The organism is Brachybacterium sp. (genome assembly GCF_036379615.1).
Classification (GTDB): domain Bacteria; phylum Actinomycetota; class Actinomycetes; order Actinomycetales; family Dermabacteraceae; genus Brachybacterium.
The window spans coordinates 1-22,337 of the sequence record NZ_DASVGJ010000079.1 but is presented as its reverse complement, the minus strand read 5'-3'; the positions used below and the strand labels follow the sequence as shown (position 1 = coordinate 22,337).

General features: G+C 71.1%; 23 protein-coding genes and 2 tRNA genes. 15 read left to right on the top strand and 10 right to left on the bottom strand.

The features are described 5' to 3' along the window. The first annotated feature begins 3 nt into the window (after positions 1-3). The 6 genes from VF289_RS19115 to VF289_RS19090 all read left to right on the top strand — a co-directional run bounded on the left by VF289_RS19115 (position 4) and on the right by VF289_RS19090 (position 8,572). Positions 4-618, top strand: coding sequence for a riboflavin synthase (locus VF289_RS19115; protein ID WP_330886024.1), 615 nt, complete (start codon positions 4-6; stop codon positions 616-618). Continuing rightward, the gene (locus tag VF289_RS19110; protein ID WP_330886022.1) at positions 615-1,892 is read left to right on the top strand and encodes a bifunctional 3,4-dihydroxy-2-butanone-4-phosphate synthase/GTP cyclohydrolase II; all 1,278 of its coding nucleotides are present in this window, start codon (positions 615-617) and stop codon (positions 1,890-1,892) included. The genes VF289_RS19115 and VF289_RS19110 overlap by 4 nt, the downstream gene beginning before the upstream one ends. Beyond that, positions 1,889-2,389: a 6,7-dimethyl-8-ribityllumazine synthase gene (gene ribH / locus VF289_RS19105; protein WP_330886020.1), complete on the top strand. Its 501-nt coding sequence runs from the start codon at positions 1,889-1,891 to the stop codon at positions 2,387-2,389. Before VF289_RS19110 ends, ribH begins: the two co-directional genes overlap by 4 nt. A gap of 467 nt (positions 2,390-2,856) precedes the next feature. Continuing rightward, on the top strand, positions 2,857-4,974 hold the full coding sequence (gene gyrB / locus VF289_RS19100) for a DNA topoisomerase (ATP-hydrolyzing) subunit B (RefSeq protein ID WP_414644531.1): 2,118 nt from the start codon (positions 2,857-2,859) through the stop codon (positions 4,972-4,974). 88 nt (positions 4,975-5,062) lie between these two features. After that, positions 5,063-7,972 (top strand): DNA gyrase subunit A, encoded by a 2,910-nt coding sequence (gene gyrA, locus VF289_RS19095; protein ID WP_330886017.1) that lies wholly within the window; start codon positions 5,063-5,065, stop codon positions 7,970-7,972. 3 nt (positions 7,973-7,975) lie between these two features. Then, the gene (locus tag VF289_RS19090; protein WP_330886015.1) at positions 7,976-8,572 is read left to right on the top strand and encodes a DUF3566 domain-containing protein; all 597 of its coding nucleotides are present in this window, start codon (positions 7,976-7,978) and stop codon (positions 8,570-8,572) included. Positions 8,573-8,716: 144 nt separating this feature from the next. Here VF289_RS19090 and VF289_RS19085 read toward each other — a convergent pair whose 3' ends face one another. Together VF289_RS19085 and VF289_RS19080 are read right to left on the bottom strand one after the other, a co-directional pair. Then, positions 8,717-9,196, bottom strand: a complete 480-nt coding sequence (locus VF289_RS19085) for a YbaK/EbsC family protein (RefSeq protein ID WP_330886013.1) — start codon at positions 9,194-9,196, stop codon at positions 8,717-8,719. Positions 9,197-9,294: 98 nt separating this feature from the next. Then, positions 9,295-9,732, bottom strand: coding sequence for a GNAT family N-acetyltransferase (locus VF289_RS19080; RefSeq protein WP_330886011.1), 438 nt, complete (start codon positions 9,730-9,732; stop codon positions 9,295-9,297). Between the two features lie 127 nt (positions 9,733-9,859). Between VF289_RS19080 and VF289_RS19075 the strand changes: the two genes are divergently transcribed. After that, complete coding sequence (locus VF289_RS19075) at positions 9,860-10,696, top strand: hypothetical protein (RefSeq protein ID WP_330886009.1); 837 nt, start codon at positions 9,860-9,862, stop codon at positions 10,694-10,696. A gap of 89 nt (positions 10,697-10,785) precedes the next feature. Here the strand turns inward: VF289_RS19075 and VF289_RS19070 are convergent, their stop codons facing one another. The 4 genes from VF289_RS19070 to VF289_RS19055 form a co-directional block, all read right to left on the bottom strand. Next, a complete protein-coding gene (locus tag VF289_RS19070) occupies positions 10,786-12,429 on the bottom strand; it encodes a molybdopterin-dependent oxidoreductase (protein ID WP_330886007.1) in 1,644 nt (547 codons plus the stop codon). Further along, the gene (locus VF289_RS19065; RefSeq protein ID WP_330886005.1) at positions 12,426-13,376 is read right to left on the bottom strand and encodes an anti-sigma factor domain-containing protein; all 951 of its coding nucleotides are present in this window, start codon (positions 13,374-13,376) and stop codon (positions 12,426-12,428) included. Before VF289_RS19065 ends, VF289_RS19070 begins: the two co-directional genes overlap by 4 nt. After that, positions 13,373-14,005: a sigma-70 family RNA polymerase sigma factor gene (locus VF289_RS19060; protein ID WP_330886004.1), complete on the bottom strand. Its 633-nt coding sequence runs from the start codon at positions 14,003-14,005 to the stop codon at positions 13,373-13,375. The genes VF289_RS19065 and VF289_RS19060 overlap by 4 nt, the downstream gene beginning before the upstream one ends. Before the next feature lie 87 nt (positions 14,006-14,092). Continuing rightward, complete coding sequence (locus VF289_RS19055; RefSeq protein ID WP_330886003.1) at positions 14,093-14,776, bottom strand: fasciclin domain-containing protein; 684 nt, start codon at positions 14,774-14,776, stop codon at positions 14,093-14,095. A gap of 229 nt (positions 14,777-15,005) precedes the next feature. On the opposite strand from VF289_RS19055, the gene VF289_RS19050 reads away from it, so the two are divergent. The 3 genes from VF289_RS19050 (at position 15,006) to VF289_RS19040 (ending at position 15,373) form a co-directional block, all read left to right on the top strand. Beyond that, positions 15,006-15,079 (top strand) — tRNA-Ile (locus VF289_RS19050). Positions 15,080-15,100: 21 nt separating this feature from the next. After that, positions 15,101-15,286 (top strand): DLW-39 family protein, encoded by a 186-nt coding sequence (locus tag VF289_RS19045; protein ID WP_330886001.1) that lies wholly within the window; start codon positions 15,101-15,103, stop codon positions 15,284-15,286. 11 nt (positions 15,287-15,297) lie between these two features. Beyond that, positions 15,298-15,373: transfer RNA gene (locus VF289_RS19040), tRNA-Ala, on the top strand. A 200-nt stretch (positions 15,374-15,573) separates the two neighbouring features. Here VF289_RS19040 and VF289_RS19035 read toward each other — a convergent pair. Continuing rightward, positions 15,574-16,197 (bottom strand): DUF998 domain-containing protein, encoded by a 624-nt coding sequence (locus tag VF289_RS19035; RefSeq protein ID WP_330885999.1) that lies wholly within the window; start codon positions 16,195-16,197, stop codon positions 15,574-15,576. A 151-nt stretch (positions 16,198-16,348) separates the two neighbouring features. Beyond that, positions 16,349-16,777: an Lrp/AsnC family transcriptional regulator gene (locus VF289_RS19030; RefSeq protein ID WP_330885997.1), complete on the bottom strand. Its 429-nt coding sequence runs from the start codon at positions 16,775-16,777 to the stop codon at positions 16,349-16,351. Between the two features lie 170 nt (positions 16,778-16,947). On the opposite strand from VF289_RS19030, the gene VF289_RS19025 reads away from it, so the two are divergent. From VF289_RS19025 to VF289_RS19005, 5 genes are all read left to right on the top strand, one after another. Beyond that, entirely contained in the window at positions 16,948-17,559 is a 612-nt protein-coding gene (locus tag VF289_RS19025) for a LysE family translocator (RefSeq protein ID WP_330885995.1), read from the top strand. 211 nt (positions 17,560-17,770) lie between these two features. Next, positions 17,771-18,559, top strand: coding sequence for a hypothetical protein (locus VF289_RS19020; RefSeq protein WP_330885993.1), 789 nt, complete (start codon positions 17,771-17,773; stop codon positions 18,557-18,559). A gap of 1 nt (position 18,560) precedes the next feature. Then, positions 18,561-19,334 (top strand): class F sortase, encoded by a 774-nt coding sequence (locus VF289_RS19015; protein ID WP_330885991.1) that lies wholly within the window; start codon positions 18,561-18,563, stop codon positions 19,332-19,334. A 9-nt stretch (positions 19,335-19,343) separates the two neighbouring features. Next, positions 19,344-20,948, top strand: coding sequence for a PepSY-associated TM helix domain-containing protein (locus tag VF289_RS19010; protein WP_330885989.1), 1,605 nt, complete (start codon positions 19,344-19,346; stop codon positions 20,946-20,948). Positions 20,949-21,043: 95 nt separating this feature from the next. Next, complete coding sequence (locus VF289_RS19005; protein WP_330885987.1) at positions 21,044-21,433, top strand: barstar family protein; 390 nt, start codon at positions 21,044-21,046, stop codon at positions 21,431-21,433. A 133-nt stretch (positions 21,434-21,566) separates the two neighbouring features. Here the strand turns inward: VF289_RS19005 and VF289_RS19000 are convergent, their stop codons facing one another. Beyond that, positions 21,567-21,956, bottom strand: a complete 390-nt coding sequence (locus tag VF289_RS19000; RefSeq protein WP_330885985.1) for a MerR family transcriptional regulator — start codon at positions 21,954-21,956, stop codon at positions 21,567-21,569. Between the two features lie 143 nt (positions 21,957-22,099). Beyond that, the coding region (locus tag VF289_RS18995; RefSeq protein ID WP_330885983.1) for a ferredoxin family protein at positions 22,100-22,337 on the bottom strand (238 nt) is incomplete at its 5' end.

Sequence of the window (22,337 nt, the reverse complement as noted above, 5' to 3'; positions counted from 1 at the left end):
CCCATGTTCACCGGAATCATCCACGAGCTCGGCACCGTCGAGTCGCTCACCCCTGGCACCGACCCCGTCCGCCTGGAGATCCGCTCTCCGCACGTCCTGGAGGGCATCGCGCTCGGCGACTCGATCGCGGTGAGCGGCTGCTGCCTCACCGTCACCTCCGTCGAGGGCGAGCTCTGGACGGCCGACGTCATCTCCACCACCCTCGCAGCGACCTCCCTGGGGGACCTGGCCCCCGGCGATCCCGTCAACCTCGAGCGCTGCGTGCGGGCCGACGGCCGACTCGACGGCCACATCGTGCAGGGACACGTCGACGGAGTCGGCGAGATCACGGGTCGCGAAGAGGGGGACGGCACCACCCTGCTGCGCCTCGCCCTGCCGGAGGGCCTGGCCCGTTACGTCGTCGCCAAGGGATCCCTCGCCGTGGACGGCGTGAGTCTCACCGTCGCCGCGATCGACGGCGACGAGGTGATGATCGGCCTCATCCCCGAGACCCTCGCCCGCACCACGCTCGGTCGCCGTGGCGTCGGCGACCGGGTCAATCTCGAGGTGGACGTGCTCGCGAAGTACGTGGAGAAGCTCACCGCGAGCCTGCTGCCCGGGACGGAGGCCACCCGATGAGCACGCTGCGCCTGGATCCCGTCGAGGACGCGATCGCCGCGATCGCCGCCGGAGCCCCCGTGGTCGTGGTCGATGACGAGGACCGCGAGAACGAGGGCGATCTGATCCTCGCCGCCGCCACCGCCACCCCCGCGCAGATCGGCTTCGCGGTGCGCCACTCCAGCGGCCTGCTGTGCGCGCCGATGAGCGCTGCGCGAGCCGATGCGCTCCAGCTGCCGCTGATGGTGCGCGAGAACGCCGACCCGCTGCGCACCGCCTACACCGTGAGCGTGGATGCCGCGGACGGTGTGACCACCGGTATCAGCGCCACTGACCGGGCACGGACCCTGCGGGTGCTGGCCGGGGAGGACACCGTGCCCACGGATCTGATCCGTCCCGGCCACGTGCTCCCGCTGCGGGCGAAGGACGGCGGCGTGCTCGAGCGCCGCGGCCACACCGAGGCTGCCGTCGATCTCACCCGCCTCGCCGGCCTGCCCGCCGTGGGGATGATCGTCGAGCTCGTCCACGACGACGGCGAGATGATGCGCGGCCCCGCCCTGCGGGACTTCGCCGATGCGCATGACCTGCGGATGATCTCCATCGAGGACCTCGCCGCACATCGTCGGCGCACCGACCGCCCCGCGCTCGAGATCACCGCGCCGGTGCCGCTGCCCACAGAGCACGGGACCTTCCAGGCGCTCGCCGTGCGTGAGGGCACCGCCGAGCACCTGGTGCTGGTGCGCGGGGACGTCACCACCTCCGATCCGGTGCTCACCCGCGTCCATTCCGAGTGCGTGACCGGGGACGTGTTCGGCTCACGCCGCTGTGACTGCGGCCCCCAGCTGCAGGAGTCCCTGGCCCGCATCGATGCGGCCGGGCGCGGGGTGCTGATCCTGCTGCGCGGTCACGAGGGTCGCGGCATCGGACTGCTCGAGAAGCTGCGCGCCTATGCCCTGCAGGATGCGGGTCGAGACACTGTCGACGCCAATCTCGACCTCGGCCTGCCGGTGGATTCCCGCTCCTTCGCCGCCGTGCCGGGCATCCTCGACCACCTGGGCGTCACCGGGGTCGAGCTGCTCACCCACAATCCGGAGAAGGGCCACGCCCTGGTCGGCGGCGGGGTCCGCGTGGCCGGGACCGTGGACCTCGAGATCCATCCCACCCCCGAGAACCTCACCTACCTCACCACCAAGCGGGACCGGCTGGGTCACCACCTCGTCGGCCTTCCCGCCCTCACGACCAGCACCATCGCACCCAGCACCCTCACCCCCACCACCGAAGGAGAGACCGCATGAGCGGCCACGGAAGCCCCACCACCGAGATCCCCCACCAGCCCGGGACGCGGGTGGCGATCGTCGCCGCCTCCTGGCACGAGCAGGTCATGGACGGACTGCTCGCCGGCGCGCTGCGGGGCGTCGCCGAGGCCGGCATCGAGCAGCCGACGGTGGTGCGCGCCCCCGGATCCTTCGAGCTGCCGGTGATCGCCGATGCCCTGGCCCGCGATCACGACGCCGTGGTGGCGCTCGGCGTGGTGATCCGCGGCGGGACCCCGCACTTCGAGTACGTGTGCGCCGCCGCGACCGACGGACTGAGCCGGGTCGCTCTCGATCACGGCGTGCCGATCGGCTTCGGCCTGCTGACCTGCGACGACGAGAAGCAGGCGCTCGACCGGGCCGGTCTGCCGGATTCGATCGAGGACAAGGGCTATGAGGCCGCGGCCGCCGCGCTGACCACGGCGCACGTGATCGCGGGGCTCGCCGCCGACCGCGCAGGGGCGACCCCCGGCAGCTGAGCTCGACGGGGTGAGGGCGGTGCGGGCGCGGTGCGGGCACGACGTTCTCGGGCGCGGCGATCCATGGCCCCTGTGCCGCCCGATCACCCCGTGTGGGGTATGGGACCTCGTGCCACGCTCTGCGGAGCCGGTTTCGAGCCTTTTCCGGGCCGTCTGGAGGTGGATCCGCGATGCGTCGTCCACATCCGCGGAGGGTCGAATAGGTTCGAGGGGCGTTCTCCGTTAGAATCGGGGAGGTTCGGCCGACGTCCTCCGACGTCCTCGTGGACTGATGTCGTCGGCACGCTCGCCGCGGCCCTCCGGTGATCCCGCGCGCGCGTACGCGCGCGCGGTGATGAACGGTCGTCGCGCGAGTGCTGAGCCGGCGCTCCTGTCCCCGGGGTCCTGCCGAACCACCCCCGCCGCCAACCGAGCGGGGGACCCTGGACTGCGAGGAGCCACATCAGGTGAGCGACAGCGACCGCCCCATGCCCGATCAGGACGTGCCCGTGAGCACCCCGGACCCGTCACCGGGAGCGGCCGACTCGGCAGCGGCGTACTCGATCGCGCCCACCACCGCAGGTGAGCGCGCCGCGCACGCGCCGGAGCACTACGACGCCTCGGACATCACCGTTCTCGAAGGCCTCGAAGCGGTCCGCAAGCGCCCGGGCATGTACATCGGCTCCACCGGGGAGCGCGGACTGCACCACATGGTCCAGGAGATCGTCGACAACTCGGTGGACGAGGCGATGGCCGGCCATGGCTCGTCGATCGAGGTCACGCTGCTGGCCGACGGCGGCGTGCGCTGCGTCGACCATGCCCGCGGCATCCCGGTGGCGATGCACCCCACCGAGAACAAGCCCGCCGTGGAGCTGGTGCTCACCGTGCTGCACGCCGGCGGCAAGTTCGGCGGCGGCGGATACGCGGTCTCCGGCGGTCTGCACGGCGTGGGCTCCTCCGTGGTCAACGCCCTGTCCATCCGCATGGACGTGGAGATCCGCCGTGACGGCCACGTCTGGCGCCAGTCCTACCGGCGCGGCGCGCCGACCATGGAGCTCGAGAAGGGCGAGGCGACCGACGAGACCGGCACCACGATCACCTTCTGGGCCGATGACGAGATCTTCGACGAGACGGTCTACGACTTCGAGACGCTGCGCAAGCGGTTCCAGCAGATGGCCTTCCTCAACAAGGGGCTGCGGCTGTCGCTGACGGATGAGCGCGCCCCGGAGGGCGGGGAGGACGCCGAGGACGATGTCATCGACGTCGAGCTCGAGGGCGAGCAGGCCGAGAAGGAGAAGGGCCCCCGCACCATCTCCTACCTCTACGAGCGCGGCCTGCAGGACTTCGTCGAGTTCATCAACACCGCCAAGCGTGCCGAGGTCATCCACCCCGACATCATCTCCTTCGAGTCCGAGGACACCGAGGCGCACATCAGCGTCGAGGTCGCGATGCAGTGGACCGGCGCCTACTCGGAGTCGGTGCACACCTACGCCAACACGATCAACACCCACGAGGGCGGCACCCACGAGGAGGGCTTCCGCTCCTCGCTCACCTCGATCGTGAACCGGTACGGGCGGTCCCATGGCCTGCTCAAGGAGAAGGATGCCAACCTCACCGGCGAGGACATCCGCGAGGGCCTCACCGCGGTGATCTCGGTGAAGCTGGGCGAGCCGCAGTTCGAGGGCCAGACCAAGACCAAGCTGGGCAACACCATCGCCCGCACCTTCATGGTCAAGGTGATGACCGACCAGCTGCAGGACTGGTTCGTCTCCCACCCGCAGGAGGCCAGGTCCATCGTCATGAAGGGCCAGGCCGCCGCGGCCGCCCGTGAGGCGGCCCGCAAGGCCCGCGACGCCACGCGTCGCAAGTCCCCGCTGGAGACCGGCGGCATGCCGGGCAAGCTGCGGGACTGCTCCTCCCGCAACCCCGCCGAGTCCGAGATCTTCATCGTCGAGGGCGATTCCGCCGGCGGCTCGGCCGTGATGGGCCGGGACCCGCGCACGCAGGCGATCCTGCCCATCCGCGGCAAGATCCTCAACGTCGAGAAGGCGCGCCTGGACCGGGCCCTGGACAACCAGGAGGTCCGCTCCCTGATCACCGCCTTCGGCACCGGGATCGGTGAGGACTTCGACGCCACCAAGCTGCGGTACCACAAGATCATCCTGATGGCGGATGCCGACGTCGACGGTCAGCACATCTGCACCCTGCTGCTGACCCTGCTGTTCCGCTACATGCGGCCGCTGATCGAGCTGGGCCACGTGTTCATCGCGATGCCGCCGCTGTTCCGCCTGAAGTGGTCCAACGCCCCGCACGAGTACGTCTTCAGCGACGTGGAGCGCGACGAGCGCCTCGAGGCGGGTCGTGCGGCGGGCCGCAGGATCCCCAAGGACAACGGCATCCAGCGCTACAAGGGTCTGGGCGAGATGGACTGGAAGGAACTGCAGTCCACCACGATGGACACGACCACGCGCACGCTGAAGCAGGTCACCGTCGACGAGGCCGCCGATGCGGACACCATCTTCTCCGTCCTGATGGGGGACGACGTCGAGTCCCGGCGCCGCTTCATCCAGGAGAACGCCAAGGACGTCCGCTTCCTCGACATCTGACGTCGGCTCCCGGGGAGGTGCGCGCCGGACCGCGCACCCCCGGGGACCCCCTCGATCCATCGGCCCCACCCGAAAGGCCTTCCCGCTCATGAGCGACACCCCGCAGGACCCCGAGAACACCCCGACCCCGGAGGAGACCCCGGCTCAGGACGCGACCCCGAGCGGCGCCTCGGACGAGGCCTCGACCCCGGCGCAGAACGCCGGCCTCGGTGGTCAGGAGACGCCCGAGGGCGCCCACGAGATCTCGGCCGACGAAGCCGCCTCCCGCACCGTCACCCTGGTGGACCCGCTGGACGAGGCCGAGATCGACCGCATCACCCAGGTCGACCTCAATCAGGAGATGCAGCGCTCCTACCTGGACTACGCGATGAGCGTGATCGTCTCGCGCGCCCTGCCGGACGTGCGCGACGGCCTCAAGCCCGTCCACCGCCGCATCGTCTACGCCATGTACGACGGCGGCTACCGACCCGACCGCTCCTTCTCGAAGTCCGCGAAGGTCGTCGGCGAGGTCATGGGCAACTACCACCCCCACGGCGACAGCGCCATCTACGACGCCATGGTGCGCCTGGTGCAGCCCTGGGCGATGCGTTACCCGCTGATCCTGGGCCAGGGAAACTTCGGCTCCGCTGGTGATGACGGCGCCGCCGCGCCGCGATACACCGAGTGCAAGATGGCCCCGCTGGCCCTCGAGCTGGTGCGCGACATCGACCAGGAGACGGTCGATATGCAGGGCAACTACGACAACACCGTCGACGAGCCCACCGTGCTGCCCGCCCGCTTCCCGAACCTGCTGGTCAACGGCTCCGCCGGCATCGCTGTCGGCATGGCCACGAACATCCCGCCGCACAACCTGCGCGAGGTGGCCGACGCCGTCCAGTGGCTGCTGACGAACCACGAGGCCACCAAGCCCGAGCTGCTCGAGGCGTGCCTGCGCTTCATCAAGGGCCCGGACTTCCCCTCCGGTGCGACGATCGTGGGCACCTCCGGCATCGAGGACGCCTACCGCACCGGCCGCGGCTCGATCACCCAGCGCGCCGTCGTCTCCACCGAGGAGATCAACGGCCGGATGTCGCTCGTGGTCACCGAGCTGCCCTACCAGGTCAACCCCGACACCCTCGCGCGCAAGATCGCCGAGATGGTCAAGCTCGGCAAGATCCAGGGCGTCGCCGACATCACCGACGAGACCTCCGGCCGCACCGGCCAGCGCCTGGTCATCACCCTCAAGCGCGACGCCGTGGCCAAGGTGGTGCTGAACAACCTCTTCAAGCACACCCAGCTGCAGGAGAACTTCTCCGCGAACATGCTGGCCCTGGCCGGCGGGGTGCCGCGCACCCTGTCGATCGACTCCTTCGTGCGCGAGTGGACCAAGCACCAGATCGACGTCATCATCCGGCGCACCCGGTTCCGCCTGCGCAAGGCCGAGGAGCAGATCCACATCTTCCGCGGCTACCTCAAGGCGCTCGACGCGCTGGACGAGGTCATCGCGCTGATCCGTCGCTCCCCGGACGTCGACGAGGCCCGCACCGGGCTGATGGACCTGCTGGAGATCGACGAGATCCAGGCCAACGCGATCCTCGCGATGCAGCTGCGCCGCCTGGCCGCCCTGGAGCGCCAGAAGATCACCGAGGAGCACGACCGCCTGCAGGCCCTCATCGAGGAGTACACCGCGATCCTCGCCTCGCCCGAGCGGCAGCGGGAGATCGTCTCCGAGGAGCTGCAGGACATCGTCGACCGCTACGGCGACGACCGCCGCACCGAGATCCTGCCGCACGCCGGGGACATGGCGATGGAGGACCTCATCCCCGAGGAGGACATGGTCGTCACCATCACCCGGGGCGGCTACGTCAAGCGCACCCGTGAGGACCAGTACCGCGCCCAGAAGCGCGGCGGCAAGGGCGTGCGCGGGGCGACGCTGCGCGAGGACGACGTGGTCGAGCACTTCTTCACCACCACCACCCACCGCTGGCTGCTGTTCTTCACCAACCAGGGCCGGGTCTACCGTGTCAAGGGCTACGAGCTGCCCGAGGCGCCGCGCGATGCGAAGGGCCAGCACGTCGCGAACCTGATGGCCTTCCAGCCGGAGGAGCACATCGCCTCCGTGCTCGCGATCGACAGCTACGAGGACGCCGAGTACCTGGTGATGGCCACCGAGTCCGGACTGGTGAAGAAGACGGCGATGACCGCCTTCGACTCCAGCCGCACCGGCGGCATCATCGCCATCAACCTGCGCGACATCGACGGCCCCGACGGATCCCAGCCGGACCGTGTGATCGCGGCCCGCGCCGTGAACAGCGAGGACCAGATCCTGCTGGTCTCCCGCAACGGCCAGTCCGTGCGGATGCCCGCCGACGACGGCACCCTGCGGCCGACGGGCCGTGCCACCAGCGGCGTCGCCGGCATGAAGTTCCGCCACGACGACCGCCTGCTGGCGATGGACGTGGTGCGTCCCGACAGCTTCGTGGTCACCGTGACCGATGGTGGTTTCGCCAAGCGCACCAGCGTGGACGAGTACCGCCTGCAGGGGCGTGGCGGTCTGGGCATCCGGGTCGCGAAGCTGCCCGACGACCGCGGCCACCTGGTGGGCGCCGCCGTCGTCGAGGAGTCCGACGAGCTGCTGGTGGTGATGGAGCGCGGCCGCGTGGTCCGCTCCAAGGTCTCCGAGGTGCCGGCCAAGGGCCGCACCACGATGGGCGTGGTCTTCGCCAAGCCCGACAAGAAGGACCGCATCCTGCTGGTCACCACGGGCCAGGAGTCCGAGGTCGACGAGGACGAGGCGGAGGCCCCCGAGATCGTCGATGCCGATCCTCAGGGGGGAGATTCTCCGAGCGCTGATCCTCAGAGCGACGCGCAGAGCGCCGCGGAGGGCACCGAGGGAGGGGATGCTGTGGAGATCTCGGCAGATGCCGCGTCGGATGCAGTGGGCGAGCAGGCCGATGTTCTAGGCTCAGAGGAGTCCGACCTGTCGCCGACCGGCGACGCCGACCCGAACGAGGAGTGATCCGTGAGCACCAGTGACTCCAGGACGACCACCGGGTCCGCCGACCCGGCCGAGTCCACGTCCACGCTCCCGGCCTTCGACGAGAAGCCGTCGGCGTCCTCGGCGAACACCGAGACCTCGACGACGGGCGACACCTCCGAGCACGCCATCGGCTCCGGCAAGGGTTCGGCCACGCGCGGTGCGAGCCGCAGCCCGAAGAAGACCACAGGCATCGCGAACCCTGCCGAGAAGGAGCGCCGCGGCCCGCGCCGCGTGCGCCTCACCCTCGCCCGGCTCGACCCGTTCTCGGTGATGAAGCTGTCCTTCCTGGCGGCGATCGCCATCGGCATCGCCACCGTGGTCGCGGTGATCCTCATGTGGAACCTGGTCGAGGCGATCGGCCTGTGGGATCAGATCGAACAGCTGGGCAGGGATCTCAACGGAGGCAACCCGCTGCCCTTCATGGAGTTCTTCAGCTTCTCGAAGATGACCAGCTACGGCACCATCGTCGCCGTGGTGAACGTCGTGATCATCACGGCGCTCGGCACCCTGCTGGCCTTCCTCTACAACCTGGTGGCAGCGCTGCTGGGTGGATTGAAGATGACCTTCACCGACGAGTGAGCGCGGCGGGGCCACCGGGTTCGCGGCAGCCGCCTGTCAGCGTGACGAAACGGGGGGAATGATGCCTTCATTCCCCCCGTTTCGTCACGCTCACTCGGGGTGAGTTGGGGGGGACGCTCACTCGGGGTGAGGTGGGGGTCGGGATCAGTCGCGCAGCGGCTCGGTGATGTCGGCGACCTGCGCGCCGAGGTCGGCGAGGGCCGCCTCGGCCGGAACGGTCACGGCGACACCGTGGGCTCCGGCGCCGAGGGAGATCCTGCGGCCCGGATCGCCGGACAGGTCGCCGTCGGCGATCACCGGCCAGGCCGTGGTCGAGCCGAAAGGGGTGATGGTGCCGCGCTCGTAGCCCGTGACCTGCTTCGCGACCTCCTTGTCCGGCATGGACAGGCGGTTCACGCCCAGCAGCGCGCGCAGCTTCGGCCAGGAGATCTCACGGTCGCCCGGCACCAGCACGAACAGGAAGTCCCCCTCACCGCGCCGCACCACCAGGGTCTTGATGATGTCGCGCGGCTGCACGCCGCGGGCGGCCGCGGCCTCCGCGAGGGAGCCCACCCGGCCGTGACGAGTGATCTCGAACTCCAGGCCGGAGGCCTCCAGGGCATCGGTCGCGCGCTGTTCGCTCATGGGACCAGCGTAGGCGCTGGTGCTCAACGACGTCGGCCCTGCCAGGAGCGTCAGGAGCGTCAGCACCGGCAGCGCCGTCAGCACCGGCACGCTCACAGTCAGCGCCGCCTGCGCTCCATCCAGTCCTCGGGGCCCTCGAGGGTCGTCCAGCCGCTGCGTTCGTACAGGGGTCGCCCGTCGGGCGAGGCCTTCAGCACGATCCGCTTCAGGTCCAGTGGTGCCAGATCCTCGAGCACTCCGTCGATCAGGGCCGTGCCCAGACCACGCCCGCGGTGCGCGGGATCCACGATGACATCGGCGAACCAGGCGAAGGTGACTCCGTCGGTGACGATCCGGGCATAGCCGACCTGGTCATCGGTGCCCTCGAAGTAGATCCCGTAGTTCCGGGACGCGGAGGTGATCGCCCGCTGCGCTTCCAGGCTCCGCCCCTGCGCCCAGCCTGCGCTCTCGAGCAGGAGGTGCAGCACCCGGGGGACATCGATCCTCCCCGGATCGGCGGAGAACTCGTATCCAGCGGGCAGTGCGGAGGAAGCCATGAGGAGAAGTGTGAATCCGGCGGGTCCAGCGGGGACACAGCGTCCCGCCCCGTGGACCGTCCGACGGTCGCGTGAGCATGGTCGCGGGATCCTGGGGTGAATGCGGCGACCTCGATAGGGTCGAGAGATGCCCTTCCCCTCCCTCACCTCCGCCGGAGAGCATGACATCGATGTCAGGCTCGGCGTCCAGGACCAGGACCCTGTGACCGCATCGCTCCCCGCACCGGAGGGCTACCCGTGGCTGGGACCTGCGGTGCGGTCCGCGCTGCTGGGGGAGACGGGCGTCGTGGACCTCGATCCCGCGGACGGCGTGCACACCCCCACCGAGCAGCTCGAACGGCCGCTCGTCGAGGTGGCCGCGATCGAGCAGGCCCTCGCCGCCGAGGGCGCGGCCCCTCTCGCCGCCCGCACCCTGGTGCTCGCCGTCGGCTCCAACCAGACCCCGCGGACGATCGCCCGCAAGTACCACCGCTCCGGAAGGGACGTCCGGCGGGCGACGCCCTTCGTGCGCTGCACCGTGCACGGCCTCGCCGTCGGCCATGTCGCGAACACGGCCGCCCCCGGGTACGTGCCCGCTGCGCCGTACCGCGCCGACGGGGAGCGGCTCGAACTGGTCGCGAGCTGGTTCGACGAGGAGCAGCTGGCCGTGGTCGATGCCACCGAACCCAACTACGAGAGGCTGCGGCTGGACGCCGCGGAGTTCCCCCTCGCCCTGGCCACCGGTGAGCGGCCCGCCCACGTCGACGTCTACGCGTCCCTGCGCGGCGTGCTCGGCCAGGAGCGACCGATCCCGCTGCGCCATCGCCAGCAGGAGCTGTTCGATGAGCTGGTGGGACTGACCGGGGAGCAGCTCCTGCACGGCGATGCCGCCGAGGTGTGCCGCGTCCTCGCCGAGCGGCCCACGGCGCTGCGCGAACTGGCCATCACCCACTCACTGGTGCTCGAGGACGGGCTGCCGCGCTGACCTGGTGACCCGCGGCCCCGCTGACCTGCTGACCGGCCGTCTCGCTGACCTGGTGACCTGGTGCCGCGGGCCGGTGCCTTCCGGGGAGGTCACTCCACGCTGAACTCGATCGTGTGCCAGCCGCTGGCGCCGTTCGGGGCGGGGTTCGCGCGCTCCTCGGTCTGCTGCTCGCCGTCGGCTCCGACCGCCCGCACGGAGATTGAATGGTCCCCGGGGGAGGCGTCCTCCCAGCGCAGGGACCACTGCACCCAGGTGTCGGCGTTGACCGTCGTGGCGAGCTCGGCCGCGCGCCACTCGCCGTCGTCGATCCGCACCTCGACCGTCGCGATGCCGCGCTGCTGCGCCCAGGCGGTGCCGCCGAGCATCACGGCACCGTCGGCCTCCGCCGTCAGGGTGGCGAAGGAGCGGGGGACGTCCACGCGGGAGGAGATCTTGATCGGGCCTCGCTCGGACCAGCCGCGGGTGGACCAGTACGCGGTGTCGTCGGCGAAGCGGGTGACCTTGAGCTCGGTGAGCCACTTGGTCGCCGAGACGTAGCCGTACAGGCCCGGCACCACCATCCGCACCGGGTAGCCGTGCTCCGCCGGCAGCGGCTCGCCGTTCATCCCGACCGCGATCAGGGAGTCCCGAGCGTCGGTGAGCGCCTCGAGCGGGGTGGAGGCGGTGAAGCCGTCGATCGACCGGGAGAGGACCATGTCGGCGCCGTCCTGCACCCCGGCGCGCTCGAGGAGGGTGCGCACCGGGAGTCCCAGCCAGGTGGCGTTGCCGACGAGGTCGCCGCCGACGGGGTTGGAGACGCACGCGAGGGTCAGGTGCGTCTCGATCATCTCTTCGGCGAGGAGCTCCTCGAAGCTGAGGGTCAGTTCGCGCTCCACGAGCCCGTGCACCGTCAGCTCCCAGGTGGAGGGGTCCACGCGGGGCACTGCGAGCGCCGTGTCGATGCGGTAGAAGTCCCCGTTGGGGGTGACGAATGGACCCATGCCCTCGAGCTCGACCTGGGCGTCCGCGGGGATCGGGTCCGCTGGGCGGGCGGGGGCGGGCAGCACGAACTGCGCGGCCCGACGGGCGAGCTCCCGGCTCGCGGTCACGCTGCGGGCGCCTGCTGCGGCGATCACCGCGAGGACACCGAGTGCACCGACGCCGATCAGCGCCCGCCGACGGGACCATGCGGAGGCACGTGTGTCCTCGGGAGCGCCTGCGCGATCGGAGATGCCGGCGTCGTGGGGGGCGACGGCATCATCGGAGATGCCGTCCGCCGTGGCGGCCGTGGCGGCTGTAGCGGGCGGCGTGGTGCGGACCAGCCGCAGCAGGACCAGCAGGAGCGGCACGGCCAGGAGCGTCCCGGCGAGGGTGGGGAGGGTGTCCGCAGGCGTGTTCTGCGCACGGGTGAGCACGAGGGCGGCCGCGAGCAGGCCGAGTCCGGCCAGTGCGCCCGCCGCGGGCAGCGGGCGGCGCTCGCCCAGCAGGCCGATCAGGGCCGTGAGCGTCAGGTACACGGCGACCATCGAGAGGTTCAGGATCAGCTTGTCGGCGGTGCCGAACAGGCCGATCACGGCGTCCTTCAGCCATCCGGGCACGATGTCCACGAAGGCACCGCCCACGGCCACGAAAGGTGCCGAGGAGGAGCTGAAGGCGAGGGAGAGCAGTTCGGCGGCCGCGACCAGCACCACGCCGGCGACGACCCCCGCGAACGCCGACCACCCGGGGGCGGTGCGGCGTGCGGGGGAGGTCATGACAGCACCTCGTCCGCGATCGGGGTCATCGTCGGCTGCTCCGACCCGCCGGCGGGCTCGATGGTGAGGCCGATGGTCACGCCCTCGGGGATCGCCCCCGCATGCGTCACCCCGGTGGACGGGTCCTCGAGCAGACCGGCACTGGTGATGCCGCCGGCGTCGTCGATCATCCACAGCTGGTAGGTCTCGCCCGAGGGCAGGGCCGGCAGGCCTGCGCCGTGCACGATCATCGCCTGCTGGTCACGGGAGTACATCAGCTGCAGCGCCCCGCCCTCCTGAGAGGGCACGACGAGGTGCGCGGCATCGTCCGAGGACAGGATCGTCGAGAGCATCGCCTGCTCCTGCCCGGACTCCGCCTGCTGCGAGGCCATGGCCTCGAGGGAGGCACGGGCCTCCTGCTCGGCGACCCGCTCGCTGTTCCACAGGCCCGCACCGACGATGGTGGTCACCAGCAGCGCGCCCGCGGCGATCGCGGCCCAGCGGCTGCGGCGGACGCTCGCCCGGTAGCGGTCCAGCGGAACCACCTCGGCGCGCGGTGCGTCCGCGGGAGCGGCCGACGGCATGGCCGACGGGTCGGCAGCGGGTGCCGTCGTCGGTGCATCCGTCGGCGCGGTGGACTCGGCAGCGGGGGAGCGCCCATCGACGGGATCGGCTGCTGCGGGAGCGGGGACGGCGAGATCGGCACCGGCGGCCGGGTCCTCCTGCTCGGGCAGCGGCGAGAGCTGGCGGGTGGTGCCGATGCGCGCCATCACCGCCGCCTTCATCTCAGGGCGCGGGGTGAGCGGGGACAGGCTCCCGGCGAGCTCGGAGGCCGTCTCCTCGAAGGCGAGGGCCTCGGCCGCAGCCTCGGGGTCCTCCTCCAGGTAGCGGCGCATCTGCTCGCGCTCCTCGGCGTCCAGGGCGTTCAGGGCCCAGGCGCCGGTCATGGTGTGCTTCTGCTCGTTCACGAGGTCACCCCCAACCTGTCCCGCAGGACGATCATGCCGTCACGTATCCGAGTCTTCGCCGTTCCCACCGGGATGTCGAGCAGGGCGGCCACCTCACGGTGGCTGTAGCCGCCGAAATAGGCCAAGCGGATCGCCTCGGCCTGCGGCGCGGTCAGCTCGCCCATCGCGATGCGCACCCGTCGGCTCTCGACCCTCATGATCCCCTCCTCCTGCACGTCCACGACCTGCTGATCCAGCTGCAGCAGGCCCTCCTCCGAGTCCCTGCGCCGCGCCGCTTCGCTCGAGCGGACGATGTCCACCGCGCGGCGATGGGCGATCGTGCACAGCCACCCCTTCGCGGTGCCCCGATGAGCGTCGAAGCGGGTGGCCTGTCGCCACACCTCCACGAACACCTCCTGCAGGACCTCCTCGCTCATCGACACGTCCCGCACCACCCGTCGGATGAGTGCGAACAGCATCGGGGCGACGTCGTCGTAGAGAAGGGAGAAGGCGTCCTCGTCGCCGAGAGCGACCCGGCGCAGCAGCTCCGCGGGCGCCGACGCCGTGGAGCCCTCTCCGTGCAGCGGGCGCAGCGCCGCCTCACCGGCGCGCGGGGGCGCCGATTCCGGCGGGGTGGGCTCGGGAGGCATGCGACTCCTTCGGGAAGGGATCCGCGCGGGCGAGTGGCGGTGGGTCCACCGCTCGCCCGCTCGGGGCGACAGTGCAGTGTGCTCCGCTCAGCTCTGTTCCGCCATGGTGGGCGGCATCAGAACGGTATCGATCAGGTAGACGGTCGCGTTCTGGGTCGTCACGCCACCGCAGATCACGGTCGCGCCGTCCACCATCAGATCGTCGCCGCTGCCGGTGACCTCGACGTCCTCTCCCTGCACCGTGGTGAGGGTGCCGGCGATCTCGTCGGGCGAGATCTGGCCGGGGACCACGTGGTAGGTGAGCACCCCGGAGAGGGCGTCCGCATCGCCCGCGAGGGCGGAGAGGTCCTCTTCGGGGATCGCGGAGAAGGCGTCGTCGACCGGGGCGAACACGGTGAACTCGTCACCGTCCAGGGTGTCCACGAGGTTCACGTCCGGGTTCAGCTCTCCGGAGACGGCTGAGGTGAGCGTGGTGAGCAGCGGATTGTTCGAGGCCGCCACCGACAGCGGGTCCTGTGCCATGCCCTCCACGGAGCCGGCCCCGTCGGGGACCATCTCCGCGTAGTCGGCGCAGCCGGCGCCCACGAGGTTCGCGGCGGGGTCCATCGCCATGCCTCCGCCGTCGGAGGTCTGGCTCTGCTCCTGCTCCGCCGCGGGGGCGTCACCCTGCTCCGCCGGGGCGTCGTTCGTCATGCCGCCCGAGCAGGCGCTCAGCAGGGCGACCGAGGCCGCGAGGGCTCCGAGGGTGGGGAGGATCTTCCGGTTCTTCATGGCGGTCTCCTGGGGATGGCGGGAGCGTCGCGCTCGAGGCCCGAGCGCCGGGCACCTGTGTGGTGCCGTACCGGGGGTTCGGAGCCGACGAGGGGCCGGATTGGCCCGCGATCGAAGACCGTGCTGTGACCTCCCGTACAGCGGGGTGGATCGGTTGGACGGGACGGGCCGCGGCGCGGTAGCGTAGTTCGTCGGTGGTTGACACCGGAGCGATCCGGTCAGACCCCATGGGCCTATAGCTCAGTCGGTTAGAGCGCTGTCCTGATAAGACAGAGGTCACTGGTTCAAGTCCAGTTAGGCCCACTTCGAGGATCGGAGGAACGCATGAAGAAGTTCATCACCGCCGCCGTCGTCCTGATCGGGACGTCCGTCGCCGGGATCCTCACGTGGCGGAAGGTCGAGTCCGGCCGGATCCGCAACGATCTGTGGAACGAGGCGGAGCGCGTCTCCGCCGAGCAGGATGCTGAGACGACGGCGCAGGCCCAGCCTGCACCGACCCGCAGCGCCTGATCCACATCTTCGGGGACTTAGCTCAGTTGGTAGAGCGGTAGCTTTGCAAGCTTCAGGTCAGGGGTTCGACCCCCCTAGTCTCCACCAGGCAGCATCACCTGAAGGCCCCTCCTCCCGGAGGGGCCTTCTGTGCATGTTCACGCAGTTCAGGGCGACGTGCTCTTCTGAGGGAGAGATGGGCGCCGACGCGGATCCCTGCCGTCTCACCTCTCGATGATCAGGACACGCGAGCGCCCTCGCGTTCGGTCTTCGCACGCACGGCAGACTCCGATGTCCGGCCCGCGGTGCTACCCGATGGCGAGCACGCAGAACAGCGATGCGAGCCACAGCCAGCCGGGAACGATGAACGCTCGCTGGGCCAGCCCCGCTCGAGGGGAGTGCGCCTCCCATGCCCGGCTGAAGAGGCCGAGAGCCACGAACAGCCACGCGGCCATCGCTGCGGACCCCAGCCTCATCCACCACTCGGGAAGCACGAACACGGCGACGATCGCGATGATCGGCAGCGAGAAGAACACCCCGGCCCCTGCCAGATCGTGGATCCGGTGGGACCGGCTCGGCGGATCGGGGTCACCCGACGGGGCCCCGGAAGGGTAGCCGCGACTGGGATCCATCGGGACAGCGGACAGCGCCAGGGCGAGGCCGAGGACCACGACGACCAGGCCGAGCGCGACCATCGGGACCGTCTCCAGCCCGATCACCCCGAGACCACCGGCGGTGATCGCCGCGCCCGCGAGCGCGAAGTTCGCCCGCTGGATCCCTCCCCGGGGGCCCAGCGCCAGCGCGCTCACGGGATGCTGGACCGCGGAGTATCCCGGTCGGCTCCACCCCTCGATGAGCACGACCGCGAGAGACCCAGCGGCTCCGGCCACCCCGGTCCAGAGCAGCAGGTTCACGGGATTCAGTGCGGTCATGTGCCCATCACAGCACCGGCCACCGCCCGCCCGGCAGTGCCATCGGTCATGCCCGGAGCATGCCGCCGCCGCCTCCCGGACGGGGTTCGCGCCGTTCCGGCAGCCTCGTGGACGTGCAGGGACGACGCTCCCGCCCCGCACGGCCGCGAGCTCACGCGGTGCGCAGTGAGCTGAACAGCAGGTTGGTCTGGGTGGAGCTCACGCCCGGGATCGCACGGACCCGTTCGAGCACGAGGTCGAACTCGGAGAGGTTCTTGGTGCGGATCTGGAGCACCAGGTCCCAGTTGCCGGTGGTGGAGTGGAGCTGTTCGAGCTCGGGATAGCCGCGCAGCTCGTGGACGATCTCGTGGCTGCGGCGGTTCTCCGTCGCCACCAGCATCACGCCCTGGACGGAATCGTGCTCGAGGTCGCCGCTGACCCGGATCGTGAACCCCTCGATCACGCCGTTGCCCACCAGGCGATCGATGCGGGAGGTGACGGTCGAGCGATTGATGCCGAGCTCGCGCGCAAGGACCGCCACGGGGGTGCGGCTGTCGGAGCGCAGGAGGGCGATGAGGCGGTAGTCGAGATCGTCGAGCACGCAGTCAGCCTACTGCGACCCAGCAGAGTGCGCGCTCTCTCCGCGTTCCGCCCGCATCTCGCCGATTGCGGTCCCGCATCGGCCCGCTCTACTGTCGCTCCTGGCCCAGGTCAGGGCATGTTTTGGGACGGGTTCCCGCGAAGAAGAGAGTGTGGTGAGAAGTGCTCGACGTGTCCGTCCTGCCTGCCTTCCTGGTGGCTGCAGTGATCATCCTCGCGACCCCGGGGCCGGACATGGCCTTCATGGTCGCCACCGGCATCAACCAGGGACGACGCGCGGCCGTGCGCGGAGCCTTCGGGGTGACCACCGCGATGAGCATCTGGGTGCTGGTGGCAGCGACCGGGCTCGGGGTGACGCTGACCCAGGTGCCCGCCGCCCTGGACGGCATCCGCCTCGCGGGCACCGCGTACCTCACCTTCCTCGCGATCTCCACCTGGCGCCATGCGGGCGCGGCGATCACCGAGGCCGCCGTGGTGCCGAACGTCTTCCGCCGCGGCTTCGTCGTGAACCTGACCAACCCCAAGGTCGCCCTGTTCTTCGTCGCTTTCCTGCCGCAGTTCCTGGGCACGACGGGGGAGAACCCCATGGCCCAGATGCTCATGCTGGGACTGCTGCTGCAGGTCACGGGCCTGATCACCGACCTCGCGATCGGGAGCACGGCGGGCGTGTTCCGCGACGCGGTGCTGAGTCGTCGCCGAGTGCGCCTCGCGCTGGACGGTGCGGCGGGGACGGTCTACGGCGGACTGGCCGCACTGCTCGTCGTCGGGGTCGTGCGAGGCTAGCCGCAGGGCGCACGCGGAACATCCGCCGGTCGGGTCGCCCCGGGGCGGGGCCGACCGGATGCTGGACGTGGTCCCGCTCGCCGGCCGCTGACTCCGCCGCCACATCCCCGAAAAACCTCTCCCATCCAATCTCCCGTCGGCTCCGAACCATGCCATGGAACGCCGCCCACGACGGCCGCAGGGTCGTCCGGCGTCCGACGAAGGAGTCACGATGCGCACGACGACGAAGCGAATGCTCCCCCTCCTTGCGGCCACCGCGGTGCTCGGCATGGCAGCCGTCCCCGGCGCCGCCCTCGCGGAGGGCCACGGCGGAGGCCATGACGCCACCACCCTCGAGGCCCACCTCACCGAGCTGAACGACTCCGGCGCCTCCGGCACCGCGTGGGTCACGGTCGAGGGCACCGAGGTGACCGTGAAGATGGAGAACACGGGCCTGCTGGCAGGCTCCCCGCACGCCCAGCACATCCATGTGGGCGGGAAGAACCAGTGCCCCGATCCGGACAAGGAGGGCAACGGCGAGAACGGGGCCCTCCAGGTCTCCGACGCCCACGACGACTACGGCATGATCGTCTCCTCCCTCACCACCGAGGGGGACACCAGCCCGGACAGCGGCCTCGCGGTCGACCGCTTCCCGGTGGGCGATGACCCCTATGAGCGGACCTTCGAGGTCAGCGACGAGGTCGCCGCCGACATCGTGGCCGGCGACGGTGTGATCGTCGTGCACGGCGTCGACCACAACGGCAGCGGCGAGTACGACGGCGACGTGATGTCCGATCTCGACCCGAACCTGCCCTCCGAGGCGACCGATCCCGCCGCGTGCGGCACGCTCGACGTGGCCCAGATGGGCGCCTGGCCCGAGGGCGGCGCCGACACCGGCGACGGCACCACCGCCGGCATCGAGCAGTCCGGAGCCCTGCTCGCCGGTGGCGGGCTGCTGACCGCTGCGGCCGCAGGTGCCTTCGCGCTGCGCCGTCGCCAGACCGTGAGCACCCGGAACTGAGATGAGCTCCTCGGGCACTCCCCACCGGGACGGCGGCCGCCGCATGGCGGTCGCCGTCCTGGCGGTGCTCGCCCTAGTGGGTGCGGCGCTGCTGGTCTTCGCGCTGACCAGTCAGGTCGGTGCCCCGCCGGAGCCCGAACTGCGAGGCGGCCCGGAGGCGTCGGACGATGGCGGTGCCGGCGAGGCACCCGACGCCGACCCGGCCGACGGCGACCGGTCCGACGGCGGTGCGTCCCCGTCGCAGGAGCCCGACACCGGGGTGGCCGCACCGGCCGAGAACGACGCGTCCCGGGAGACGGCGCAGCCATCGGTGGCGGCACTCCCGGCCTCCGAGCCGACCGGAGTGCGGATCGACGCGATCGGCGTGGACGAGCAGGTCTTCCCGATCGGGCTCGGGCAGGACGGGGAGCTGCTCGCACCTCGCGGCGAGCAGGCGGATCTGGCGGCATGGTTCGACGGGTCCCCCACCCCGGGGGAGACGGGACCGGCCGTCATCGAGGGCCATGTGACCTGGGGCGGTGAGCCGTCAGTGTTCTTCGAGCTCGGGGCGCTCGCGCCCGGCGACCGCATCGAGGTCGACCGGGAGGACGGGAGCGTCGCCGTCTTCGAGGTGTACGACACGGCCCGATACCCCAAGGACGAGTTCCCCACCGTCGGCGTCTACGGTCGCACCGACGGACCGGAGCTGCGCCTGATCACCTGCGGTGGCGACCTCGGCGCCGACGGGCACCATCTCGACAACACCGTCGTCTCCGCACGATTGATCGAGAGCTGAGAACACGCCATGAGCACCTCTCGCCCCGCGCAGGGCTGGTTCGGTCCGCTGCTGCTGCGCCTGCACTTCTACGCCGCGATCCTGGTGGGACCGTTCCTGCTGGTCTCCGCCGCGAGCGGTGCGCTCTACGCGCTGAGCCCTCAGCTCGAGAAGGTGGTCTACGCCGAGGCCCTGACCGCCCCGGCCGAGGGCGCACCGCTGCCGCTGGCCACGCAGGTCGAGGCGGCCCGCGCGCACGTCGGCGAGGAGGAACGGCTGGTCGCCGTGCGGCCCGCACCCGGACCCGGGGATGCCACGCGCGTGATGTTCGCGGGCGAGGACCTGGTCGAGGGGGAGAGCCGCGGGATCTTCGTGGACCCGGCCACCGGCGAGGTGCGCGGCGATCTCACCGTCTACGGCACCAGCGGCGCGCTGCCGCTGCGGGGCTGGATCGACCAGCTCCACCGGAACCTCCACCTCGGGGACGCCGGCCGCCTGTACAGCGAGCTCTCCGCCTCCTGGCTCGGAGTGATCGCCGTGGCCGGGCTCGGCCTGTGGATCCGGCGCGCACGCCGCTCCCGCCGGAAGCGGGACCTGCTGCGCCCTGACCTGCGGGCCCGCGGATACCGACGCACGCTCTCGCTGCACTCCGCGGCCGGGGCATGGGTGCTGCTGGGCGCCCTGTTCCTCGCCGCCACCGGGATCACCTGGTCCCAGTACGGCGGGGCGAACATCGGGACGATCCGGGAGGCGCTGGGCTTCACCACCCAGGCGGTCGATGCCCAGCTGCCGGCCGCGGGCGGGCAGGCAGCCGCCGACCAGGAGGACGGGGCAGAGCAGGGCGAGCCGGCGGCCGCCGGGGGCGGCGAGCACGCCGGCCACACCACGGGGACGCAGGAGGCCGACGGGTCGGGCCACACCGGGCACGGCGGGGACGGGCACGCTGCGTCCGACGGGTCGGGCCACACCGGGCACGACGGCCACGGCGGACAGAGCGGCGCGGACGACTCCGCGGGGGCGGACGCCGGCGCGGCACCGGGCACCGCAGCGGGCGACCGCACCGATCTGGCCGCGATCGACGACGTCCTGGCCGCCGGCCAGGCCGTCAACATCGACACCGGTCTGGTCGAGATCCTCCCGCCGGCCGGCCCCGACTCCGCCTGGGTGGTGCAGGAGATCCAGCGCAGCTATCCCACGCAGGTCGACGCCGTCGCCGTGGACGGTGCCACCCTCGAGGTCGTCGACCGTGCCGACTTCGCCGATCAGGACCTCGCCGCCAAGCTCACCCGATGGGGCATCGACCTGCACATGGGGACGATGTTCGGCCTGGTCAACCAGATCGTGCTGGCGGTGATCGCGGTGATGCTGGTGGCGATGATCCTGTGGGGATACCTCATGTGGTGGCAGCGCCGGCCCAGCCGCGCGGGGCGCGGACCGGGCAGGCCGCCGCAGCGCGGCGCGCTGCGCCGGGCACCCTGGTGGGGAGTGGGCCTGGTGCTGCTCGTCGCGCTCGCCATCGGTCTGATGCTCCCGCTGATGGGGGCGAGCCTCGCCGCCTTCGTGCTCCTGGATGCCGTGGTGGGGCGGGTCCGAAGGCCGCGACAGGCGCGACAGGAGGGCCGACCGGCCGGCTGAGCCTGTCCGTCGTGCCTCCCGTCGTGGCACCCCCGTCGGCCGCTCCGCCCCGCCCCCGTCGTGCCGCGCGGCTGCGGATCCGGCAGGATGACCCCATGCTCACGCTCACCCTGGACGGCTCCCGGATCCATGGCATCACGAGCCTCTACGACGAGCTGAACCGGGTGTTCATGCGCGGGGAGGACTGGACGCTGGGACCGAGCCTGGATGCGCTGGACGACCTGCTCCACGGCGGCTACGGCGCCCTGAACGGGCACGAGCGGGCGCGGGTGGTGCTCACCGCCCACGAGCACGTCCGCGAGGCGCTCGGGATCGACGCCACGCGCGAGTACCTGCTCGGCAAGCTCGCCCGACCTGACCTCTTCGCCCAGCCGGTGTTCCGGGAGAAGCTCGCGCGGCTCGAGGCCGGCGGCGGGCCGACGTACTACCAGACCGTGCTCGAGATCTTCGCCGAGCACCCGGACGTCGAGCTGGTCGAAGCCTGAACCGGCACGCCCGGCTCCCGGTGCGGGTCACGGCCCGGCACGGGAGGTTCTCTCACCCCGGCGGGCTCGGCCCACGGTCTCGATTCAGCCCTGGACCTCGGGCCCCTGGGTCCCGGAGGTGCTGCCTGGCGGCTCAGCGCTGCCCGTGGTACTCGATGACCTCGTCGAGGATGTCGATGGTGTCGAGCTGTCGGTCCGTCTCCCGCTGCAGGCGCTCGCGGTGCTCGCGCAGCACCGCCACGAGGCCCTCCGTACGGCTGTTCTCGTCGACGAGCCCGGGCAGCACCGGGCGGATCTCGGTGCTCGTGAGCCCGGCGGCGAACAGACGCTGGACCAGGAGCACGAGGTCCACGGCCTCGGGGTCGTAGCGGCGATGTCCGGCCGGGGTGCGCTGGGACGCCAGCAGGCCCTGCTCCTCGTAGTACCTCAGCGAACGATGGCTCACGCCGGTGTGAGAGGAGAGGTCCCCGATGCTCAGGAGGGGCTCCTGGGAGAGCCTCACGTGCAGGGAAGGTGCGGACATATGTGCAGTCTAGAGAGCCGTGGCCGCCCGATCAGGGACCCTGCCGCGGATGTCGGGTCGCGTGTCGTCGGCGCCCGGGGTCGTGGGGTGCGCGCCGGGGCACGGGGTCCGCCGGGCCCGATGGACGGGCCGCTCCGGGACCTTCACGCCAGGGGGTTCGGCTGCGTGGGCAGGGCCTCGATGATCGGGTGGTCCTTGTCGATCACGCCCGTCTTCGCGGCGCCGCCGGGAGCACCCAGGTCGTCGAAGAACTCGACGTTGGCCTTGTAGTACTCGGCCCACTGGTCCGGGGTGTCGTCCTCGTAGAAGATCGCCTCGACGGGGCAGACGGGCTCGCAGGCCCCGCAGTCCACGCACTCGTCGGGCTGGATGTAGAGCATC

Excerpts from the sequence above, each read along its gene's own strand:
- gyrA (WP_330886017.1), top strand. The coding sequence starts at position 5,063 with ATGAGCGACACCCCGCAGGACCCCGAGAACACCCCGACCCCGGAGGAG.
- VF289_RS19115 (WP_330886024.1), top strand. The coding sequence starts at position 4 with ATGTTCACCGGAATCATCCACGAGCTCGGCACCGTCGAGTCGCTCACC.
- VF289_RS19015 (WP_330885991.1), top strand. The coding sequence starts at position 18,561 with ATGAGCTCCTCGGGCACTCCCCACCGGGACGGCGGCCGCCGCATGGCG.
- VF289_RS19075 (WP_330886009.1), top strand. The coding sequence starts at position 9,860 with ATGCCCTTCCCCTCCCTCACCTCCGCCGGAGAGCATGACATCGATGTC.
- VF289_RS19035 (WP_330885999.1), bottom strand. The coding sequence starts at position 16,197 with ATGACCGCACTGAATCCCGTGAACCTGCTGCTCTGGACCGGGGTGGCC.
- VF289_RS19000 (WP_330885985.1), bottom strand. The coding sequence starts at position 21,956 with ATGTCCGCACCTTCCCTGCACGTGAGGCTCTCCCAGGAGCCCCTCCTG.
- VF289_RS19005 (WP_330885987.1), top strand. The coding sequence starts at position 21,044 with ATGCTCACGCTCACCCTGGACGGCTCCCGGATCCATGGCATCACGAGC.
- VF289_RS19080 (WP_330886011.1), bottom strand. The coding sequence starts at position 9,732 with ATGGCTTCCTCCGCACTGCCCGCTGGATACGAGTTCTCCGCCGATCCG.
- VF289_RS19085 (WP_330886013.1), bottom strand. The coding sequence starts at position 9,196 with ATGAGCGAACAGCGCGCGACCGATGCCCTGGAGGCCTCCGGCCTGGAG.
- ribH (WP_330886020.1), top strand. The coding sequence starts at position 1,889 with ATGAGCGGCCACGGAAGCCCCACCACCGAGATCCCCCACCAGCCCGGG.
- VF289_RS19010 (WP_330885989.1), top strand. The coding sequence starts at position 19,344 with ATGAGCACCTCTCGCCCCGCGCAGGGCTGGTTCGGTCCGCTGCTGCTG.
- VF289_RS19020 (WP_330885993.1), top strand. The coding sequence starts at position 17,771 with ATGCGCACGACGACGAAGCGAATGCTCCCCCTCCTTGCGGCCACCGCG.
- VF289_RS19055 (WP_330886003.1), bottom strand. The coding sequence starts at position 14,776 with ATGAAGAACCGGAAGATCCTCCCCACCCTCGGAGCCCTCGCGGCCTCG.
- VF289_RS19110 (WP_330886022.1), top strand. The coding sequence starts at position 615 with ATGAGCACGCTGCGCCTGGATCCCGTCGAGGACGCGATCGCCGCGATC.
- VF289_RS19060 (WP_330886004.1), bottom strand. The coding sequence starts at position 14,005 with ATGCCTCCCGAGCCCACCCCGCCGGAATCGGCGCCCCCGCGCGCCGGT.
- VF289_RS19070 (WP_330886007.1), bottom strand. The coding sequence starts at position 12,429 with ATGACCTCCCCCGCACGCCGCACCGCCCCCGGGTGGTCGGCGTTCGCG.
- gyrB (WP_414644531.1), top strand. The coding sequence starts at position 2,857 with ATGCCCGATCAGGACGTGCCCGTGAGCACCCCGGACCCGTCACCGGGA.
- VF289_RS19045 (WP_330886001.1), top strand. The coding sequence starts at position 15,101 with ATGAAGAAGTTCATCACCGCCGCCGTCGTCCTGATCGGGACGTCCGTC.